The organism is uncultured Clostridium sp. (assembly GCF_963515715.1).
Classification (GTDB): Bacteria; Bacillota; Clostridia; order Clostridiales; family Clostridiaceae; genus Clostridium_AW.
The window spans coordinates 63,694-82,883 of sequence record NZ_CAUPZS010000019.1 but is presented as its reverse complement, the minus strand read 5'-3'; the positions used below and the strand labels follow the sequence as shown (position 1 = coordinate 82,883).

The window sequence follows — 19,190 nt, the reverse complement described above, 5'->3', positions numbered from 1 at the left end:
AGAAACAGCAGTTGTGTTTTGAAGAGCCGGTGAATTATCGATAACATCCTGAGCAGGAACTGCATCAGTTGTAGAAGATACTGCAGCATCACGATCTAGTACGAAAATCCAATTAGGGTTACTTTGTGCAATAGCTTCAACAGAAATATCATCACCTTGATGATCAGAAGACGCATTTCCAACCTCTAATGCTGGAACCCATCCAAAAATTTCATACATTGGTCCCCAAACACGTCCAGAATGAGGAGCTGAAAAACCAATATCTCCACCAGAAACTACAATACTCATAACTGTATCCGTTCCATTATATGCAGACTTAGCATCTTTGATAGCTTGACCAAAATCAGCTACCAATTGTTCAGCCTCTTTATTTTTATCAAAAATTTGTCCCAAAGCAATTGTAGAATTTTTAAGTCCATTTACTAAGTTTTCTCCAGGTTTATCAGCTGCCTCAGAAACATCAAAATTAAGGTCAATAACAGCTGCATTTGGCACTATTTTTTTTATTTCTTCATAATAGCTAGCAAACCTTTGACCAACAATTACAAGTTCAGGATCTACAGCTGCTATAATTTCAAGATTTGGTTCACGATGATTTCCAATATCTTGAACTGACTCATCATTTACATATGATGAATCCGCAGGCATTACCCCCTTTGGAACAGCTGCTAATTCAATTCCCCAATCAGCTAAAGTTTCAAAAGTTCTATTATCCAAAGCAACTACATTCTTTGGATTTACAGGAACAGTAACAGTTCCATGAACATCAGTGATTTCAACCGTTGAAACTTCAACAGGCTCATTAGTTTTAGGGCCACTAGCTTCATTGCTTGAATTTGTGCAAGCTGTCAACATCAAAGCAAAAATTGCCATAATAATAGTTAATTTAAAAAATTTAGATTTTCTCATACATTTCTCCTTATATGTAAATTTTATAAATAAGCAAATTATTGAATTGATAAAATTAATATCTACGTTATATTTTTATGTGTGATTTAAATAATAATTATTTTTATTTCACTATAGTGCACAGAGACAACATAAATTAATTGATATTGATTATCAATTTCAATATTTAAGTTAATTATAACAAATCAAAAAATATTGTCAACTATTTTTTATAGCTTTAATTTTTTGAACTTAGGAAAATTTACTCAGGGAATCCTTGATTATTCTCTAATTTGCTGATAGCCTGTCTAGTTGTACCTATTTGCTCTGCAAGTGCTTCTTGTGACAGTCCGTTCTCTTTTCTTAATTTGAATAATTTTTCGCCAAAATTCATTTGTGATTACCTCCTATGTTTTGATACCCGAATATTGTCAAAACACAATGTCTTCTTCTATATCTTTTGATATGCACTTTGCCAACTTCAAGTTGCATCGGGGAACAGATTAATTTTGCCGAAAGATTGCATGCATCCAAATGTTGCTCCGCCTTTTCGATCTGTTTTTTTGATAAATCTATGCACCATAGAAAGGAATCGCTGTTGTTCCTATATGTTTGTTACTCAATTTGATTTCAATCAATAAATTTTCATACTGTTGCCCGGTAATTGAGCTCAACCAATTTCCTATGAAACTCTACTTCTGTTTTTGCACATTAAGAGGAGGCTGTATATTATAAAGTCTCCAATTATGGTGGAATCGAGAAGAGAATTAATTTTTTATCGAAGTCTTTTAATAATCTCAAGATACCACATAAACTTCAATGCAAATAAATCTAATTACATAAACATCTTTAGTCTTGCATAAAAGGTTCACTCATCTTAACCAAAAAGTCCCTCAGATTTAAAGTCTGAGGGACATACAACATTCTTCAATATTTAATTAAAAATCTTCAAGACCTTTAAAATGAGGCTATTTCTTTACTCAAATGGATATTTTTGAACTAACATCATAATTCATTTTCGTAACACAACTGTCCGCAAGCAGCACTAATTTCAGAACCAAATTGTGTTCTAACAGTTACACTAATACCAGCTTTCTTTAGTGTACTGCAAAATTGCTTGATAGCACTTGAAGATTGAAATTTAAAAGTTGTTTTGTCCGTAGAATTATAAGGTATCAAATCAATGTGATATAAATGCTCCCATGAACCACGATTTTTCAATAAACCTATAACTGCCTCTGCATGTTCTTTCGAATCATTAATTCCTTCAAGCATAATATAAGCAATAAACACTCGCCGTCCCGTATGAATAATATGCTCATCTAATGTCTTCATTACCTCATTCAATGGAAATCTTTTATTTATAGGCATTAAATCGCTTCGTTGACTTTCAAATGGTGAATGAAGTGAAAAAGCCAGATTCACTTGTGGAAATTCTTTGGTCAATCTTTGAATTCCTGGTATAATGCCAATTGTTGAAATAGTAATTCTTCGTTGACTTAACCCAAATAAATTTTGATCAGTTAAAATTTTTACTGCATCAAATAACTCCGGATTTGCAAAAGCCTCACCCATTCCCATAAATGAAATACTATTCAATCTATGGTCATTAAAATAGAAATAAAGTAATTGGTCAGTTATCTCATCAGCAGTAAGATTGCGTTTAAATCCAGCACTTCCCGTTGCACAAAAACCACATCCAAAACCACAACCACATTGGGAAGAAATACAAAACGATTCCCACCCCTGTTTATACTTTAGTCCAACAGCTTCTATTCTTTCTCCATCAGTCAATTCGAATAACAATTTTTGAGTTTGTTTAGAGTCTTGTGAAAAAACAGGTATTACACTAGATACATTATTTCCAAACTCATTTACTAAAGCTATCCTTAACGCTTTTGGTAGTATATGCATATCATCAAAATTATCTATTCTTTGATGAAAAATAGCTTTTGTAAGCTGTTCGTATCTATAATCAGGTAATTTTAAATTTGATACTATTTGTTTTATTTTTTCATATTTCGTTTTTGTCTGCTTCATGTAGGCTTCCTCCTCACTATTAATAGTTAGGAAGCAAAGCCAGTATAATTAGCGACCTATACTACTCCATGCAAGCGTCGCCCAAAACATCTGACTTTGCATGGAGCCTATTGTGTGTTACTTTTATATTCCCATTAAACATATTAATTACCATTTCTGCCTTTACAATTTTATTGTTTTTGTTGCAACATTTTCACAAAATGCACTATCATGTTCAACAAACAAAATTGTAGATTCATGTTCAATTAACAATTTCTCAATCTGCATGCGAGAAATGACATCAATAAAATTCAATGGTTCATCCCAAATATACAAATGTGCCCGTTCACACAAACTTTTGGCAAGCAATACCTTTTTCTTCTGTCCTCCGCTAAAATCCTCGATATTCTTTTCAAACTGTTCTCTTGAAAAATCAAGTTTTCTAAGCATTGATTTAAATAAGCTCTCGTCAATACAGTGTTTATCTGCATACTCAGATAAGTTACCATATAAATCTGAAGTATCTTGTGAAACATACGAAATGATTAACTTATTATTCTTTCTTACAATTCCACTATGGGGGATGTCTTCTCCATAAATTAATTTCAATATACTTGATTTTCCGCTGCCATTCTTTCCTTGAATAGCAATTCTTTCACCTTGCTCTATAGTGAAGCTTACTCCTTCACAGACAATTCTATCATCATATTCAATTGCAACATCTGTAAGTTCTACAAGCTTTTTATCATGGAAAGTAAGCGGTACTATTTTTAAACTTTCATTAGACTCAATATTTTTAAGAAGCTTTGATTTTTCCTCAATCATGTTTTGTTGTCTAGCTTCTATATTTTTAGCACGCTTCATCATTTTTGCAGCTTTATGTCCAACATATCCTTTATCTAATTTGCTCCCAGAATTAGTAGTTCCATACTTGCTGCTTTCAACACTATCTGACCACGTAGATGTACGTTTTGCCGAACTGGAAAGTCTGTTAATATCCTTTTTTAATTTTTCGTTTTCTGCTAGCTCAAAACCATCTTGTAACTCTTTGTTTCTCCACCATGAAGAGAAATCTCCTTTTTGTATTTCAATATTAGTTTTATTAATAGACAAGATATGGTCAACACAATTATCCAAAAAAGACCTATCATGTGAAATCAGAATAAATCCTTTCTTTTTTTCAAGTAATTACTTAGTTTTTGCCTAGCTTCAGCATCCAAATGATTGGTAGGCTCATCAATAAGTAAGAAGGAGTTCTTCTTCAAAAACATAGCAGCCAACAATGCTTTGGTCTGCTCTCCTTTAGATAGCGTATAAAACTGTCTATATAAAGCATCGTAGTCCATATCTAACAAAGATAATTCTTTTACTATTTCCCAATCCATTGAATTTGGACTAATCTCCCTTATGACATCTATGGTGAAATTGCTTTGCTCCTGCACCTCATAAGGAAAATATTCAAAAGTCACATCAGCTGAAATGTTTCCATTATATTCGTATTTCCCAAGCAAGAGATTTAGAAAAGTAGTCTTTCCTCTTCCGTTTCTTCCAGTAAATCCTAATTTCCAATCGGTATCAATTTGAAAACTTACATTTTCAAAAATATTATCATAGCTACCTTCATAAGCAAAAGTTAGGTTTGTAACATTTATTAAAGACATATTTTTGTCCTCCCCTGTATTTAATAGTATAAATAACAAAGTCGGAACAATAGGCGACCTTGTTATTACTCCATATAAGTGTCGCCTGCAGTATCCGACTCTATATGGAGATTATCATGTGTTAGCAAAGTGTCTTTATTTATCATAATATTATTTATCCTCCTTATTCGAATTATTTATTAAAAAATAAGAGCCGCAAGAATTAATTATTCTTACAGCTCATAGATATACGTAATTAAGCTAATCATTATAGCATAACACAAGTGTATATATTAAGAGAAAAAAGAATAACTTTCTTGCATAAGTACAACAAAACAAACAGAACACCCCTGTTTATCTTTGTATTAAATGTACTTTAAAAATTAGCAAGAAAAATTAATCATTTTTTCACCTCAAATTTCAATTTTTCTATCATTATACTATTATACGTCGAAAAAGTCAATAAAGAGTGAATCAAGAAAATCTATTTTTTCCTTATCTTTACAACACACTCTACATGCCTTGCGGATACAAAAAGATGCCGTTTGAAGCTGATAGCCCCTTGGCGGCAGGATTCTTTAAAAACAATATTAAAAATTTATCTTCGCTAAATTTAATTTTAATTAACTTAGCCTTTGAACTTATGAGGATTCTTCATCAAAATCGATTTCATACCAATCAGATATAAAACTTTTTATCCTAAACCCTCTTTTTTTATACATCTCATAAGCCGGCTCATTACCGGAAATAACGGTAAGGGTAACTTCTGTCGCACCCTTTTTAACTAATGTAGCTATGGCTGTTTCAAGCAGCCGTTTTCCCATACCTTGCCCTCTAGCTCTTTCTAAGAGTCCTATATCAAACTCTCCCATACCTTGGTTAAGCTTTAACTGTAAGAATCCCATTTCAGTATTTCCATCAGTAACAATATAGTAATATTTATCATCTTCTTTTTCGGTTAAATGTCTTTCAATTTCCTCAGCCTTTAGAGTGCCTGCGTTTGGCGTATCACGAAATGCTTCATTAAATATTCTAATATATTGATTCTTATTCTCCTGTAAAAGCGGAATGATATCTAAAAGAGGATACCTAATCAAAATATCATCTAAAGACATTTTGATACCTTGGTAAATCATCTCATAACCAAGATCTTCTATCAAAGTTTTTATAGTGTCCAATCTCGTTCCAAGCAGCAAACGATTTAATCCTTTATCTATCGCAAGTGTCCTTATTGATTTAATCATATCCGTCAACACAAGCATTTGATTATCTATATGATTATCAACCATCGTCTCTACAATATAACCTACATTTTTATATCCTGCTTCGTATAACGTCAATGAGGCCTTTCCTTCAACATTACCATTATTGTCATTAAAATAAACTAAAACACCTTGTCCGAAATGAAAATCTTCCGAACGATAACACGTTTCTAACTCTTTATTGGTCATTTCCTTATTAGAATTTCTTAAATAAAAATCATAAACTTTTTCTCTATCAGATGCCGAAAGCATAGAATAACTTTTTACTGACATATTCGCCCCTCCTATTCCTTTACCCAATAACCGGTTCCATCATTTGTCCTATTCATAAAACCATACTCAATGAGTGCCCTTCGGATTGTTACGTAATCCTCATACATTCTCTTTAATATATGGTTAATTTCCTGTTCTTTATATTTTTTACCGGGTGAAAAGTTCTTCATCATTTCACTTAAGATGATAATTTTTCTCTTCTCCTTGGCCGGAAAATTTTTCAGTTCACCATTCTCGTTAAAATATGTCTTTATGATATCCGTTCTTTCTATATCCGTGATATTGTATCGGTCATCAAGCGTTGTAGCTGTCTTATGCGCATCATAAAGTTTGCCTTTATCAAGCTTATGAATCTCCTTTTCTGTCTGCATTGAAAGCATCTCCATCATGGCTTGAAAAACTTTTGCTTGCTTTTCTTTTTCCCTTAACTTGTAGCGGTGATTTCTAATCGTTGAGTCTGCGACACCAAGCTCCTTTGCAATTTCTTTATCTGTCAAACCTTGTGAAATCAATAATAAAACATCCCGCTGAGCCTCAGTGATTCCAGTATAAGCATGGTTCATATTTAAAATATAAGAAAGAATTGACCCATGCTTTGTTTTGATATGAAGCTGTGCCGTTTTCTCAGCATCATATAATGCTCCGTCAATTTCATAGATGCGTCCTATTTCAAATGTCTCTTCACAAATTATACAAATATATGTGTCACCTCTTTTTAGATAACCTTTTATCATTTCATCTTTTGATGCACTCCAAAACATACCATCAACTCCTTAAATACTATGTTGAAAGCAATTATACCATCTTTTAAATTATTTGTCTACACATATATAGACATTTATTATTTTTGTTTGTTTTATATTTTGTTCGTCATATCATTAGTACTGTAACATTTAGAAATATTATCTTATATTACATAAATAGATACTTTGCATACTACTCGTAGAACGAATCAAAAGGAATTAGACAACAGTATGCGCATTGCAATGTCTGAATTAGATGCTTATGATAGTGCTACCGCAACCTAATATGTTTACAGAATTTATAAAACTAACTGAACAAAGTAATTATTTCAGACTAATAGCAAAATCTATTCATGTTTGGTTAAGTGCTTCACCATTACATTATCAATCTCCACATTCCGCTGCATCAAAAACAAAAATAGCCTTTAGAAACACAGGATTTATGCCATTTCTAAAGGCTATTTTTCTTATTTCTTCTCTATCTTCACAACACACTCTACATGCCTTGAGTAGACAATAATGATGTCATATAAAGATGGTACTTCCTTGGTGGATGGATAATTGAAGGTTGTAATGGAGCTTATTTGCCACTTGCTAAGATACTGATTGCTATTTCTTTCGCCTTATATCCTGAAAGACCATCTACTGTATTATCAGATAAATAAACAGCAAAATATTTTCTTTGTATATCATTTTCTACAAATCCAACGAACCAAGTATGTCCATCTATTCCTGTTCCTGTTTTACCATAAAGATTCATATTATCATCCATATCAATCTTCATAATTTTTTTAAGGATATCTATATTTTCGCTAGAATAATCTGTTCTTTCTTCAAAAATTCTTGCCAAAATATTAGTTTGCTGTAATGGTGAGATTTTAAGTGAAGACTCTAACCAAAAACCATTCAAATCTTGTGATGGATTTATATTGCTACCATTCCACTCACTTGTATCGCAATTTCCGTAATCTAATCTTTCTAATTCTTTTTTAACTTCATTTTCTCCTACTTTGTCAATAACTTGACGAAAGTACCATACACATGATGTTTGAAATGCTTCCTCTAAAGTCAAATCTCCATTCCATGCAGAAATAGGATAGTTTTCACCGTTATAATCCATTATTGATTCTTCAGATTTTATCACACTATTACTTAAACCAATAAGAGTTGAAACAATCTTAAAGGTGGAACATGGAGAGATCTCTATTTTACACATTTCTTTGTTGTAGAAATAATATGTGTTTTCAGAAGGCACAAAAACTACGGCACATCCATTAATACCATTAAAATGATTTCGCCAATCTACAGACTTCTCTATTGCAATATCTTGTGCTTTAGATAATTCTTCTGAATTCATATTTTTTTGTGAGTCATTATATAAATCTTTTGTTTCTGAGCATCCACACAATCCTACTAAAATAAAAGCAACTAATAATAGTACTATTTGCTTATATACATGCCTTTTCTTTTTAATCATTCTATCTCCCTAAGCCTCCTATCTACAGATTATACAAATTTTCTTGCCCTCTCTAGAGAAATAATTCTATCTTTCATTAATGTTTTGTAATATTAAACTAACTCGATTACATATGAAGAATATGTCCTTTTAGACCTAATCTTTTAATATTATTACCAATATAATACTATATTTACCCATCACATACATTATATGTATATAAAATTCAACCTTTTATTCCACCTCCCCTGCCCTTATCACACAAAAAAGCCCTGCAACTCTCAGGTGCTCTAACCTGAAAATCACATGGCTTTTATAGCTATTTAATTTTTAAATTTATTATGGACGCCACTAGCAAAACAAATTGTTCACAATTCGTTTACCCCCCCGTGGGTTCTTATGAGTGCCTAGTGGGACATATTTTCCTAGTGCTAATCTGCATAAATCCATATCATAGCAATACCTATTTGGTATCTCTCATCAACCTCTCATTTCTAAAAGCTTAGTTTTTAATTGTTCCTCAATTCTATTCAACTCGATCTCTGCTTCCTTCCTCTTCTGATGACCTTCTGTTTGAATACGCATAACTTCATCAAGGGTCTTTATTAATGATTCATTGGTAATACGAAGTGTCTCAATGTCCACAATTCCTCGTTCTGATTCCTTTGCTGTTTCAATAGTCGCCATTTTAAGTGTTTCAGCATTTTTCCTTAATAACTTATTCGTCATATCCGTTACTTCTCTTTGAGCTTTTGCAGCCTGACCTGAATGGGTAACTCCCAAAGCCAAAACCATCTGACTTTTCCATAGTGGAATTGTGTTTACAATGGTGGACTGAATTTTTTCAGCCATTATGGTATCATTACCTTGAACCAAACGAATCTGGGGTGCCATTTGGATCGAAATCATTCTAGTTAAGTCCAAATCATGAATTTTTTTCTCAAATCGGTTGCAAATGCCAGTCAAGTCGTTAACAGCCTGAGCATCCTCTGGCAAACCACTGGCCGCAGACTTCTTTATTAGTGTAGGTAATTCTTCAGCATGAACCTTAGCCAGCTTCTTTTTACCTGCCAAAATATACATGGAAAGTTCTTTATAATACGTCTTATTAAGTTCATACATTTTATCAAGCATTGCTATATCTTTGAGCAACTGCATCTGATTTCTTTCCAACGCCTCACAGATTTTATTTATATTAACTTCTGCTTTATCGTATTTTGATTTCATCGCCGTAAGTTTATTCGATGATTTTTTGAAGAACCCAAAAAATCCTTTCTCTTCTTCATCTACATCAAAGCTTCTCAGTTCTGTTACAACATTAGAAAGCATATCACCAATTTCACCCAAATCTTTAGTTTTAACATTATTTAAGGCTGTCTCAGAAAAGTCTGCTATCTTCTTTTGAGCTCCTACGCCATATTGGAGAATCTGATTCGATTTATTTAAATCAATCTGATTTGCAAAATCGTCCACCATCTTTTTCTCTTCAGGTGAAAGGATACTTTCATCAAATACTGGCTTTTGACTATGAATGTCATCCTCAGTTAGCATGTCTTTGCATAGTCCTTCTTGAGTTGATGTATCATCACTAAAAGGATCAAAAGTTAGTGTTGGTAATTCGTTATTCATTTTTTGCCCTCCATAGTTTTATTTTTTAACTCTCATATTCTTCCCTGTTAACCCTTCCTGCGCAAACATAGTTTCTAATACAGATATATCCGTTGATATATCCATTGCTATATCCTCAAACAGACCATCTAATAAATTTTCAAAAGCAAGGTTTATGGTATCCATTGTTTCCTCTATCTCTTTCTTTGCATTAGAAATATTCTCTCCTTGTACAGTCTGATAATCTAATCTCTTATAAGCATCCACCAGTTTTAATGTCGTTGGTAGGAAATATTCCGTAAATTTCTTTATCTCTGGAAACTTTTCTGGGTGAATTTCCACATAATCAAAGATTTTTCCTGTTACTTCTTCCAATCTATCTAATTTACGTGATATCTCCTCACCTAGAATTGCGATATTTGCATTTTTAATTTCTATGACGAATTGTCTTCCTTCATCAATGGCTCTTTTAATTTCTGGTTTCAGCCCATCGCTTTTACTATTTTTTTCTCCCTGTGTGAAATCCTGCTGTGTCGTTTGATGCTTCTGTTTTTCCTGTTCCTCCAAATCCTTCATTTTCATATTTTCCTGCAACTTAAGATATTGTTCATAGCATTCGTTGTTTAACATAAAACAGGTATTTTTATCATCAATATGTCCTTCTGGAAACATACCAATAGCAATCATTTTTCGCAAATCTTTCACCGTAGATTTATTGCTCAATCCTGTTGCGGAAGAAAAGTTCTTAATCAAACAGTAGTCGCGGTTATGCATCTGTGCTATATACCTTTGAAATCTTTTTAATCTTTTACGAATCCTGTTTCCATTCATACACAAAATTATACTTGTAATAAAAAAAGGTATTAGCCCTATAGCAATAGTATGAAATACCTCCTTACCTCCAAGCAAATATCCTAATAGTGTTAATACAATTATTCCTATTCCAAATGCAGTGCTTCCTATGATTCCAAATACAGTAAACAATGTTCCTGACACCTGCCCTACCGGAGCAGTGAACTTAGTTGGCTTTAAAGCCGCTTTATACTGTCTGCAAGCATTATTGTGATTACTCATGGTATTATAGTTATCTTTTTGTTGTTTTGGTTTTTGTTCCCCAAATGTCTGTGAATTTTTTTCATATCTATTATCATAATCATTAGTGTTACTAGTCTGACTATTCCAAGTTTGATTGTTCCAATTATGATGATTCTCTCGCTTCCAATCAATTGACCTTCTAACCTCATCAAGTGCACCTTTAACAACATTCTCAATATCTCGATTTAATCTTTTAAAATCCCCATTGTTCAAAGCATCCTGAACTACATTTTTAATCTCATCACCTAAATTTAATTTACCCCACTTATTCATATCCGCCTCCAAGTGATTAACTTTAGAATATGTCTTTGCTCAATAACAACAAATCTATTTTCATCATTTAGAAAATCATATCATATCTTATTTTCTAAATCAACTATCACTGAAAGGGTATTTTTATAGAAGGAAACAAGAATGGTAAATGCACCTGGATTCTCAAATATATATTATTCATTTGATGACTTTATTAAAACTGTATATCGTGATAAATACGGTGATGATGCTGAAATTAAAGCATTGTATTACGGAAGTCCAAAAGACAAAATACTAATTGGAGAAAAGGGAGTGTACTTACCAAAAGTAAGCCCAAAAGTTGAAGCATACTTCAATGATGAGTCTAATTCATATATGCCCTATTAGACATACATAAGAAAAAATTAAATTAAAAAATGCGCTAGTTAAAGATTATTTATTCTTTATACTAACGCATTTACTTTTTTAATTAAGCCAATAAATTGGTAGCCCTTAATATCCATTCCATTATGTAGACTGTAGCACAAGCAGACAACGCAACTATAAGTAAGCCCTTTTCTTTAAAAGCTAAAAAAATTGCAACAAGCACTCCTATAAGTGCAGACCATATAGAGGCTGTTGAGTTTAAAACCTCTGGCAAGGTCATTGCACCAAGTACCGCATAAGGAACGTAAAACAAAAAGGACTTTATAAAAGGACTTTCTATCTTTTTTTTAAATATAGCCATAGGAAGCATTCTAATAAGATATGTAACCCCTGACATTACGAAAATATATATTAAAATTCTATAAGTACTCATTAATCCGCCTCCCTAATAGGAAATAATTTAGCTCCTAAAGCTGATGCCACAACGGTACATATAATAATTATAAAACCGCCTGAAAGCTTATTTAATACGGGAGTAAATCTCAAAATACAGCTGATAATTACAGATATCATTATTACTTTTAGTATAGGACGATAACGCTTTGCTGGAGGAATAATAATTGCAATAAACATTCCATATATTGCAATGCTTAAAGCAGAACGCATAGCTTCTGGCAAAATGCTACTAGCCGCTGCACCAATCAACGTACCTAAAGTCCATCCAAAGTATGGAGCAGTTATCAAGCCGTACATATAACGCCTTCCAACTTCAGAGGGTTGTCCACTTGCTACAGCAAAAACTTCATCGGTAATTCCAAAAGAAATCAATAATCTATGAAACACATTCATAGACTTGTCTGCCTTTTGAGAAAGAGATAAAGACATTAGAGCATATCTCATGTTGATTACTAGTTGTGTCAGCGCCATTTCTACATAGGGTGCACCAGTAAAAATCAATCCAATTCCTGCAAACTGCCCTGCTGAAGTAAGATTTGTCATTGAAATAAACACAGCTACCCAAATAGGAAGTTTCATATTTACCGCCATCATGCCAAAGGTAAAGGATACAGGTAAATATCCTAGAGCTATAGGCATTCCGTCTTTGAAACCCTTGGAGTAGCTATTCATAGATTTAGTCTGTTCCATTCATAATAACTCCTTTGCACGCATAAAAATAATTGTCGTTCATAGTTTATCATTTATTCCCTTTTTAGACAAGAGTTGAAGTTTTTTGAAATATTTTAACATAGATCTTACTAGTACGTGCTAACTTACCAATACTTCCAACAGTGGACATTTCATTGGATGAGCTATAAAAAATATTCCCGTATGATGCAATGAATGGATATGCAGAAAGTTCTTCAAGATCAATACTATCAATATCTTTATAAAAATATGGATTCGGTGTACTTACAATAACCTGGTTTTTAGTTTTTTCATTATGAGAAAAATATATGTTTTCTTTACGATGCTTTTGATATAGATCAACAAAAACATTGTAAACAAACTTTAATGTAAATGTAGACACTGAAAAACTTTTCTATTCTCATAAACCACATGTTTGCAAATTTCCTCTAACTACAAAAACTGCTGATAAACAGGCTTTCAAATAGAAAGACTCAAATTAGGTTGTGAAGTATAAAGATTTTGTGCTGCTTTACTTATAGAGGCTGTTCGAGCAATTTGTTATTAGTATAGATGAATACCAAGATATCAGTATTGAATTCTGGGGTATATAGATAATATATATTTAGCAGTAAAGTATGACGCACTCTACTTGTTATCTATATCTATGTTACGAACTAAAACAATAAACAAATTTATCAAATTATATTATTTTATATTTTAAAATATTTTATGTTATTTTGCACCTAGGTGGAAGATTAGTGGAAAATCTATCGCCCCTTGTATAACCGTCAATTCTTTATCGCTAAGTAAGTTAAGTGCAAAGTCAATCTGACTACGCAAATCACTCTTGCTATCCTCAGTATTCGGATAGAAAAATTGGTCAACGGAAATATCAAGCAAGGTCATGAGTTGATAAAATGTATTCAGCCTTGGGTGTTGTCCTCTGTTCTCTATGTACATTACATTTCGTGGAGAACGGTCAACAAGCTGTGCCAGTTGCTCCTGTGTCCACCCCTTTGCTTCTCTCGCCGATTTTATCGCCTTGCCAATGGGACGAAAATCAAGATTTCTTTCGTCTTGGTACATTTTAATATCACCCCTTATCATTATACATTTCGGGTAGCGATATTTGAACGAAATGTAGTTTTATCAACGGTACAGTTTAGTTTCGTGTTAGCACGAGAAAAATTCGCTATTATTCGTCATTCCGTATATAATAGATATATCATGTTCGAGTGAAAGGATGAGGAATAACATGAATTATATTTCTGTGAAAACTGCTTCTGAAAAATGGGGCATTTCGGAACGACGTATACAAAAATTGTGCGAAGAAAACCGCATTGATGGTACTTTAAAATTCGGTCGGGCATGGATGATACCCAAAGATGCAGAAAAACCTGTTGACGGCAGGACAAAGAGAGGAAAGGAGCTGCAACATGAATAATGTTTTGATTATAGACGACGACAAAGAGCTTTGCGCTCTTATGAAAAAATGTGTAGAACAAGAGAATTTATCTGCTATTATTGCACATGGCGGTGTGGAGGGGCTGCGTCTGGCTGACGAAAACAAAAATAGAAGCTCTCTTTCTCTTGTAATTTTGGATGTAATGATGCCGGATATAGATGGTTTTCAAGTTTTGAAAAAAATTAGGGAAGCAAGTAATATCCCGGTGCTTATGCTCACCGCTAAAAGCGACGAGGGAGATAAAGTTTCTGGGCTTCGGCTTGGTGCAGATGATTATTTAACAAAACCGTTCAGCATTAATGAGCTGATGGCTCGTGTCAACTCCCTTATTCGACGTTATACCACCTTAAATCCCATGACTGAAACAGATTTGGAGTGTATCCCGCTGAAAGGAATGGTTATTGACAAAGCAAACCGCATTGTTATTATAAATGATACTGTTGTAGAGCTTACAGGAAAGGAATTTGACCTGCTTTTCTTTCTGGCAACAAATAAAGGGCGTGTATTTACCAAAAAACAGATTTATACGCAAGTTTGGGAAGAAGAATATGCTTTTGACGATAGTAACATTATGTCTTTCATCAGTAAATTGCGGAAAAAGATTGAACCAGACCCAGACCGTCCATTTTATATTTTAACCATCCGAGGTGTAGGCTATCGTTTCAATAAGGAGGCGTGAACATGAATATAAACGGTTATCTTCTTTTGGGATTTAGTATTGCTATGTTGCTTATCCTGTATCTTGTTTTGAAGCTGCATCGTGTCCGAGAACAGCTCTCTTTTATCAAAGACGCTTTGGAGGATTTGAAAAGCGGCAATCTCAACCGCCGTGTTTTGGCGCAGGAAAATGATATGACAAGACAGATTTGCTATGACATCAACGAAATTGCAATCAGCAGCCAATGCCGACTTGTTCAGCAAAGGCAGGCAGAGCAGGCGTATAAACGCTTAATGACAAGCCTTTCCCATGATGTAAAGACCCCGTTGACCTCACTTGTCGGCTATCTGGAAGCAATCGAAAATGGATTAGTAACAGGGCAGGAAAAAGACGAATATGTTCATGTTGCTTCCGATAAAGCACATCGCCTAAAAGATTTCGTCACAGTTCTGTTTGAATGGGTAAAGCTAGATGCAGGGGAACAGATTTTTCACTTTGAGCTTTTTGACATCAACGAATTATCCAGATACATTATCGCAGAGTGGATTCCCATTTTAGAAAATGCAGGTTTGAATTATGACATTGATATACCCGAAACAGAGTGTTCTGTTCGGATTGACCTCAACGCATATACCCGTATTCTCAATAATCTGATGCAAAATATTATGACTCACAGCGAGGCGAAACAAGTGATTCTGCGCATTACCGAGGATACACAGCAGGCAAAAATCATGGTAACAGACAACGGTAAAGGAATTTCCCCCGACGACCTTCCTCATATCTTTGAGCGAATGTATCAGTGCGACCATTCTCGGTCTGCCAAAGGAAATGGGCTTGGACTTTCTATTGCCAAAGAGCTTGTCAGCGCCAACAAAGGAACGATTGAAGTGGTTAGCTCTCTCGGCTCTGGAACTACATTTACGGTTTTATTGCCGAAAGCCCTGTGACAGCACAGGGCTTTCTTGCTGTAAAAACAAGATAAAAGCAAGATTACGGCAAGGTTTTGGCAAGGTTCATGCTTTATACTTTTAATTGTAAGTGCTTCTGCCGTTATATCGGTTATCGCATTACGAAAGCAAATCTATTGAAAGTGAGGAAATTCAATATGAATGATTTTTTGATTGAAACCAAACAACTGACAAAAATTTATGGAGAACAAACCGCTGTCAGTTCGGTAGATCTTCATGTGGGGAAAGGTCGCATTTACGGCTTGCTCGGACGCAACGGAGCCGGAAAAACCACCATTATGAAAATGATTTTGGGATTGACCACTATCACTTCCGGCGAGGTGGATGTGTTCGGTAAGAACATCAAAGGTCGTGAAAAACGAGTATATCCCCGTATCGGTGCTATTATCGAAACACCTGGGTTTTATCCAAATTTGACAGGAACAGAGAACTTGGAAATTTTTGCAAAGTTGCGTGGTACAGCCGCCCCCAATGCTGTTAAAACGCTTTGGAAGTTGTCGGCTTGCCTTATAAGGATAAAAAATTGTTCAGCAAGTATTCTCTCGGCATGAAGCAGCGGCTTGGTATTGCAAACGCTATTTTGCATGACCCGGAACTGTTGATTTTAGACGAGCCGACCAACGGTCTTGACCCAATTGGCATTGCGGAAATGCGGGAGTTTATCAAGAATTTGAGCGTTGAGCGTGGAAAGACAATTCTTATTTCCAGTCATATTCTTTCGGAAATCTCGTTATTGGCTGATGATATTGGAATTATCGACCACGGCGTTCTTTTGGAAGAAAGTAGCATGAGTGAACTGGAAAAGAAAAACGGCAAATATATCCTGCTGCAAGTTTCCGATGTGTCAAAAGCTTCTTTAATTTTGGAGCAGCAATTCAAGGTCAAAGACTACTCTGTGCAAGACGACCATATTCTGCGACTCTATGATACATCACTTGATATGGCTGCAGTCAACAAGGCGTTAATGATGCAGGATGTTGCAGTTGCAGGCTCTCAGCTTTGCAATGATACTTTGGAGGACTATTTCAAAAAAATCACAGGAGGAGAAGGCATTGCTTAAACTAATTCAAACAGAATTTTTAAAACTGCGTCGCAGAAAGTTTATCTGGCTCATGTTGTCAGCCGCCCTCTTTATGCCGTTTTTCGCACTATTATACTTCAATTATTTTGAGGAAACAGGTGTTGAACCGATACAGTTCTATAAATGGTCCGCATTCGGCTATACGGTTTTTATTATCTTGCCTGTTGTTTTGGGAATGCTTTGCACCATGCTTATGCGTGAAGAAAATCAGTATGATATGCTCAAACAGCTTTGGATTGTGCCTGTCAGCAAAATGGGATACTTATTCAGTAAATTTTTTGTGGTTTTGATTTACTCCATTTGTTTCATGCTGATTACAGCCGTCGCTTCCGTTGTATTCAGTGTAGTTCCCGGATATGTCGTATTTGAATGGGGAAGCGTTTTATATTTGCTGGAAAAATGCTTGGAGATTGGCGCTCTTACTGCGTTTGTAATGCTGCCGATTTTAGCAATCGCTGCGGCGCAAAAAGGATATATTCTTCCGGCTTGTATCACATTGGTGTATGCCTTTTCCGGTTTTATCTTAATGACGGTAAATATGTATTTACACCCGTTATCCAGCATGGCAGTTATCGTCATGCGAAATAAAGATATTCCGGGTCTTGTATTTACACAGGAAATTAACATCCTTTTTGCATTTCTTTGTATTTGTGCTTGGGATATTATTGCAGCATTACTTGCAAATATTGCATTGGGAAGAAGAAGGTGAGGTGTAGGTAATGTGGAAATTACTTTGGGTGGAATGTCAAAAACTTCGCCGTTCAAAGATTGTTTGGATTACAGTTTTTGCTACGGTTATGATAGCGGCCATTGTTTTTGCAGGTGGACAGGATGTATATCATGGCCCTGATGTACAGTATGGCTTAAAGAGTGTCAATGATGGTTCACGGTATATAGACAATGCAGGCTGGTATATGGATGAGGCTCAACCATGGTCAATCTTTTTTGTTCTTCCTGCGGTCATTGCCCTTTTGGGAAGTTATATGATTTGTCGTGAAGAGGATGAGGATACTATCAAATCCCTACGCCTTATTCCCATAAATGAAGCGAAATTAACTGCTGCAAAAATGATTGTTACTTTTGCGATAAGCATACTCCTTTATTTACTGCTCTTTTCCATAACATTTTTAACTGAGGCAGTTTTACATTTTTCCGATTTATCGGCAGAATTGGTTTTAGGTTCTCTAAAGGAGTATTTTCTGGACGGCGTAGGTGTATTCCTTGCAATCTCTCCTATTATCGCTTTGATATCTCGCATAAAAAAGTATTGGCTTGCGTTGGTATTCACGGAAATTTATTCTGTTGCAGGACTATTTGTGGGTATGTCAAGTGTCTTAAAACATTTTTATCCCATTACGGCTGTATTTAACCTTTCCGGTTACTATATAACCACTGCAGGAAACATAATGGGAAGTGTAATAATCTTATTGCTGTACGGCTGTCTTTCTGTTTTTATATTGAAAGGGCTAAACCATAGTTAAAAAATTGAAGTTGCAAGCTATTTGTGGATAATATGGAGTACGCATTTCGTCAGAATGATAATTGACAACCCTGTGTACTCAGGAAAAATCGCTTTTGGCAGACGAACAAAAGAAAAGGTCAAAGGCACTAAAAATGAATACCGCCAAGTATACCAAGATGAATACATTCTTGCAGACGGTCAGCACGAGGCTATCATAAGTGAGGAACTATGGAACCAGGAACATGAAAAACGAGAAATAACAGGTGTGAAATCTCCATCTAAAATTGGTCGGGACAGGGTACATTTGTTAAGCGGCATCTTAAAATGTCCTAAATGTGGTGGGCCGATGTATACCAATAAACACGCCTGGACAAACAAAGACGGTACATATAAAGAGATTTACTATTATGTGTGTAGCAAGGCTCGGACAGCAAGAGGAAAAAGCTGTGATTATAAAGCTATGCTCAAAAAGACCGACATTGAAGCAATCAGATAGCTGATTAAAAATCAAGATTTTGCAACCGAAGTAAAATCACGTATTGGAAAAGAAATTGATACTTCTACCTTAAACAGAGAACTCAAAAACTATGAAACCAAGCTGCGAGAAGTCGAACTCAATAAAACTCGCCTTGAAAATGAAATTGACAGTTTGCCGGAGGATACCCGTTTTCGAGAACGCAAACTTCACGATATGACGCTCCGGCTTGATGGTCTATATGACATCATCGTAGAGCTTGAAGAAAAAATTGAGGACGTAAAGCTACGACGTAAAGCTGTGGAGCAGGATGCCATCACCTTAGAAAATATCTATACCCTATTAGCAAAC

General features: G+C 34.7%; 20 protein-coding genes and 2 pseudogenes. 9 read left to right on the top strand and 13 right to left on the bottom strand.

Going from position 1 to position 19,190, the window contains the following annotated elements; translation table 11 throughout:
- The 6 genes and pseudogenes from RYO54_RS13440 to RYO54_RS13415 form a co-directional block, all read right to left on the bottom strand.
- On the bottom strand, window positions 1-909 hold a 909-nt coding region (locus RYO54_RS13440), incomplete at its 3' end, for an ABC transporter substrate-binding protein (protein ID WP_315119686.1).
- A gap of 241 nt (window positions 910-1,150) precedes the next feature.
- Complete coding sequence (locus RYO54_RS13435) at window positions 1,151-1,282, bottom strand: helix-turn-helix transcriptional regulator (RefSeq protein WP_315119685.1); 132 nt, start codon at window positions 1,280-1,282, stop codon at window positions 1,151-1,153.
- A 611-nt stretch (window positions 1,283-1,893) separates the two neighbouring features.
- Window positions 1,894-2,928 carry a Cfr family 23S rRNA (adenine(2503)-C(8))-methyltransferase gene (locus RYO54_RS13430; RefSeq protein ID WP_315119682.1) on the bottom strand — a complete coding sequence of 345 codons (1,035 nt, stop codon included), beginning with the start codon at window positions 2,926-2,928 and terminating at the stop codon, window positions 1,894-1,896.
- A gap of 162 nt (window positions 2,929-3,090) precedes the next feature.
- Window positions 3,091-4,568, bottom strand: a pseudogene (locus RYO54_RS13425) (Lsa family ABC-F type ribosomal protection protein).
- Window positions 4,569-5,188: 620 nt separating this feature from the next.
- The gene (locus tag RYO54_RS13420; protein WP_315119680.1) at window positions 5,189-6,082 is read right to left on the bottom strand and encodes a GNAT family N-acetyltransferase; all 894 of its coding nucleotides are present in this window, start codon (window positions 6,080-6,082) and stop codon (window positions 5,189-5,191) included.
- A gap of 11 nt (window positions 6,083-6,093) precedes the next feature.
- A complete protein-coding gene (locus RYO54_RS13415) occupies window positions 6,094-6,843 on the bottom strand; it encodes a DUF2087 domain-containing protein (protein WP_315119678.1) in 750 nt (249 codons plus the stop codon).
- Window positions 6,844-7,087: 244 nt separating this feature from the next.
- Between RYO54_RS13415 and RYO54_RS13410 the strand changes: the two genes are divergently transcribed.
- Window positions 7,088-7,345, top strand: coding sequence for a hypothetical protein (locus RYO54_RS13410; RefSeq protein ID WP_315119677.1), 258 nt, complete (start codon window positions 7,088-7,090; stop codon window positions 7,343-7,345).
- A 60-nt stretch (window positions 7,346-7,405) separates the two neighbouring features.
- On the opposite strand, the gene RYO54_RS13405 is transcribed toward RYO54_RS13410, so the two are convergent.
- From RYO54_RS13405 to RYO54_RS13395, 3 genes are all read right to left on the bottom strand, one after another.
- Window positions 7,406-8,302 carry a penicillin-binding transpeptidase domain-containing protein gene (locus tag RYO54_RS13405; RefSeq protein WP_315119675.1) on the bottom strand — a complete coding sequence of 299 codons (897 nt, stop codon included), beginning with the start codon at window positions 8,300-8,302 and terminating at the stop codon, window positions 7,406-7,408.
- Between the two features lie 459 nt (window positions 8,303-8,761).
- Window positions 8,762-9,910 (bottom strand): toxic anion resistance protein, encoded by a 1,149-nt coding sequence (locus RYO54_RS13400; RefSeq protein ID WP_315119673.1) that lies wholly within the window; start codon window positions 9,908-9,910, stop codon window positions 8,762-8,764.
- An 18-nt stretch (window positions 9,911-9,928) separates the two neighbouring features.
- On the bottom strand, window positions 9,929-11,257 hold the full coding sequence (locus RYO54_RS13395; RefSeq protein ID WP_315119670.1) for a 5-bromo-4-chloroindolyl phosphate hydrolysis family protein: 1,329 nt from the start codon (window positions 11,255-11,257) through the stop codon (window positions 9,929-9,931).
- Window positions 11,258-11,398: 141 nt separating this feature from the next.
- On the opposite strand from RYO54_RS13395, the gene RYO54_RS13390 reads away from it, so the two are divergent.
- Window positions 11,399-11,623, top strand: coding sequence for a hypothetical protein (locus RYO54_RS13390; RefSeq protein WP_315119667.1), 225 nt, complete (start codon window positions 11,399-11,401; stop codon window positions 11,621-11,623).
- 82 nt (window positions 11,624-11,705) lie between these two features.
- On the opposite strand, the gene RYO54_RS13385 is transcribed toward RYO54_RS13390, so the two are convergent.
- The 4 genes from RYO54_RS13385 to RYO54_RS13370 form a co-directional block, all read right to left on the bottom strand.
- A complete protein-coding gene (locus RYO54_RS13385; RefSeq protein ID WP_315119664.1) occupies window positions 11,706-12,035 on the bottom strand; it encodes an AzlD domain-containing protein in 330 nt (109 codons plus the stop codon).
- Window positions 12,035-12,748, bottom strand: a complete 714-nt coding sequence (locus RYO54_RS13380; RefSeq protein WP_315119663.1) for an AzlC family ABC transporter permease — start codon at window positions 12,746-12,748, stop codon at window positions 12,035-12,037. The genes RYO54_RS13385 and RYO54_RS13380 overlap by 1 nt, the downstream gene beginning before the upstream one ends.
- Window positions 12,749-12,812: 64 nt before the next feature.
- Window positions 12,813-13,130 (bottom strand): hypothetical protein, encoded by a 318-nt coding sequence (locus RYO54_RS13375; RefSeq protein ID WP_315119661.1) that lies wholly within the window; start codon window positions 13,128-13,130, stop codon window positions 12,813-12,815.
- Between the two features lie 332 nt (window positions 13,131-13,462).
- A complete protein-coding gene (locus tag RYO54_RS13370; RefSeq protein ID WP_315119659.1) occupies window positions 13,463-13,816 on the bottom strand; it encodes a helix-turn-helix domain-containing protein in 354 nt (117 codons plus the stop codon).
- A gap of 169 nt (window positions 13,817-13,985) precedes the next feature.
- Between RYO54_RS13370 and RYO54_RS13365 the strand changes: the two genes are divergently transcribed.
- From RYO54_RS13365 to RYO54_RS20210, 7 genes and pseudogenes are all read left to right on the top strand, one after another.
- Entirely contained in the window at window positions 13,986-14,174 is a 189-nt protein-coding gene (locus RYO54_RS13365) for a helix-turn-helix domain-containing protein (RefSeq protein WP_315119656.1), read from the top strand.
- The gene (locus tag RYO54_RS13360; RefSeq protein ID WP_315119654.1) at window positions 14,167-14,874 is read left to right on the top strand and encodes a response regulator transcription factor; all 708 of its coding nucleotides are present in this window, start codon (window positions 14,167-14,169) and stop codon (window positions 14,872-14,874) included. Before RYO54_RS13365 ends, RYO54_RS13360 begins: the two co-directional genes overlap by 8 nt.
- A 2-nt stretch (window positions 14,875-14,876) precedes the next feature.
- Entirely contained in the window at window positions 14,877-15,800 is a 924-nt protein-coding gene (locus tag RYO54_RS13355; RefSeq protein ID WP_315119652.1) for a HAMP domain-containing sensor histidine kinase, read from the top strand.
- Window positions 15,801-15,958: 158 nt separating this feature from the next.
- Window positions 15,959-16,881: pseudogene (locus RYO54_RS13350) on the top strand (ABC transporter ATP-binding protein).
- On the top strand, window positions 16,874-17,611 hold the full coding sequence (locus RYO54_RS13345) for an ABC transporter permease (RefSeq protein ID WP_315119649.1): 738 nt from the start codon (window positions 16,874-16,876) through the stop codon (window positions 17,609-17,611). The pseudogene RYO54_RS13350 and the gene RYO54_RS13345 overlap by 8 nt, the downstream one beginning before the upstream one ends.
- A gap of 10 nt (window positions 17,612-17,621) precedes the next feature.
- A complete protein-coding gene (locus RYO54_RS13340) occupies window positions 17,622-18,383 on the top strand; it encodes an ABC transporter permease (protein ID WP_315119646.1) in 762 nt (253 codons plus the stop codon).
- 21 nt (window positions 18,384-18,404) lie between these two features.
- Entirely contained in the window at window positions 18,405-18,860 is a 456-nt protein-coding gene (locus RYO54_RS20210; RefSeq protein ID WP_399549496.1) for a recombinase zinc beta ribbon domain-containing protein, read from the top strand.
- The last annotated feature ends 330 nt before the right edge of the window (window positions 18,861-19,190 follow it).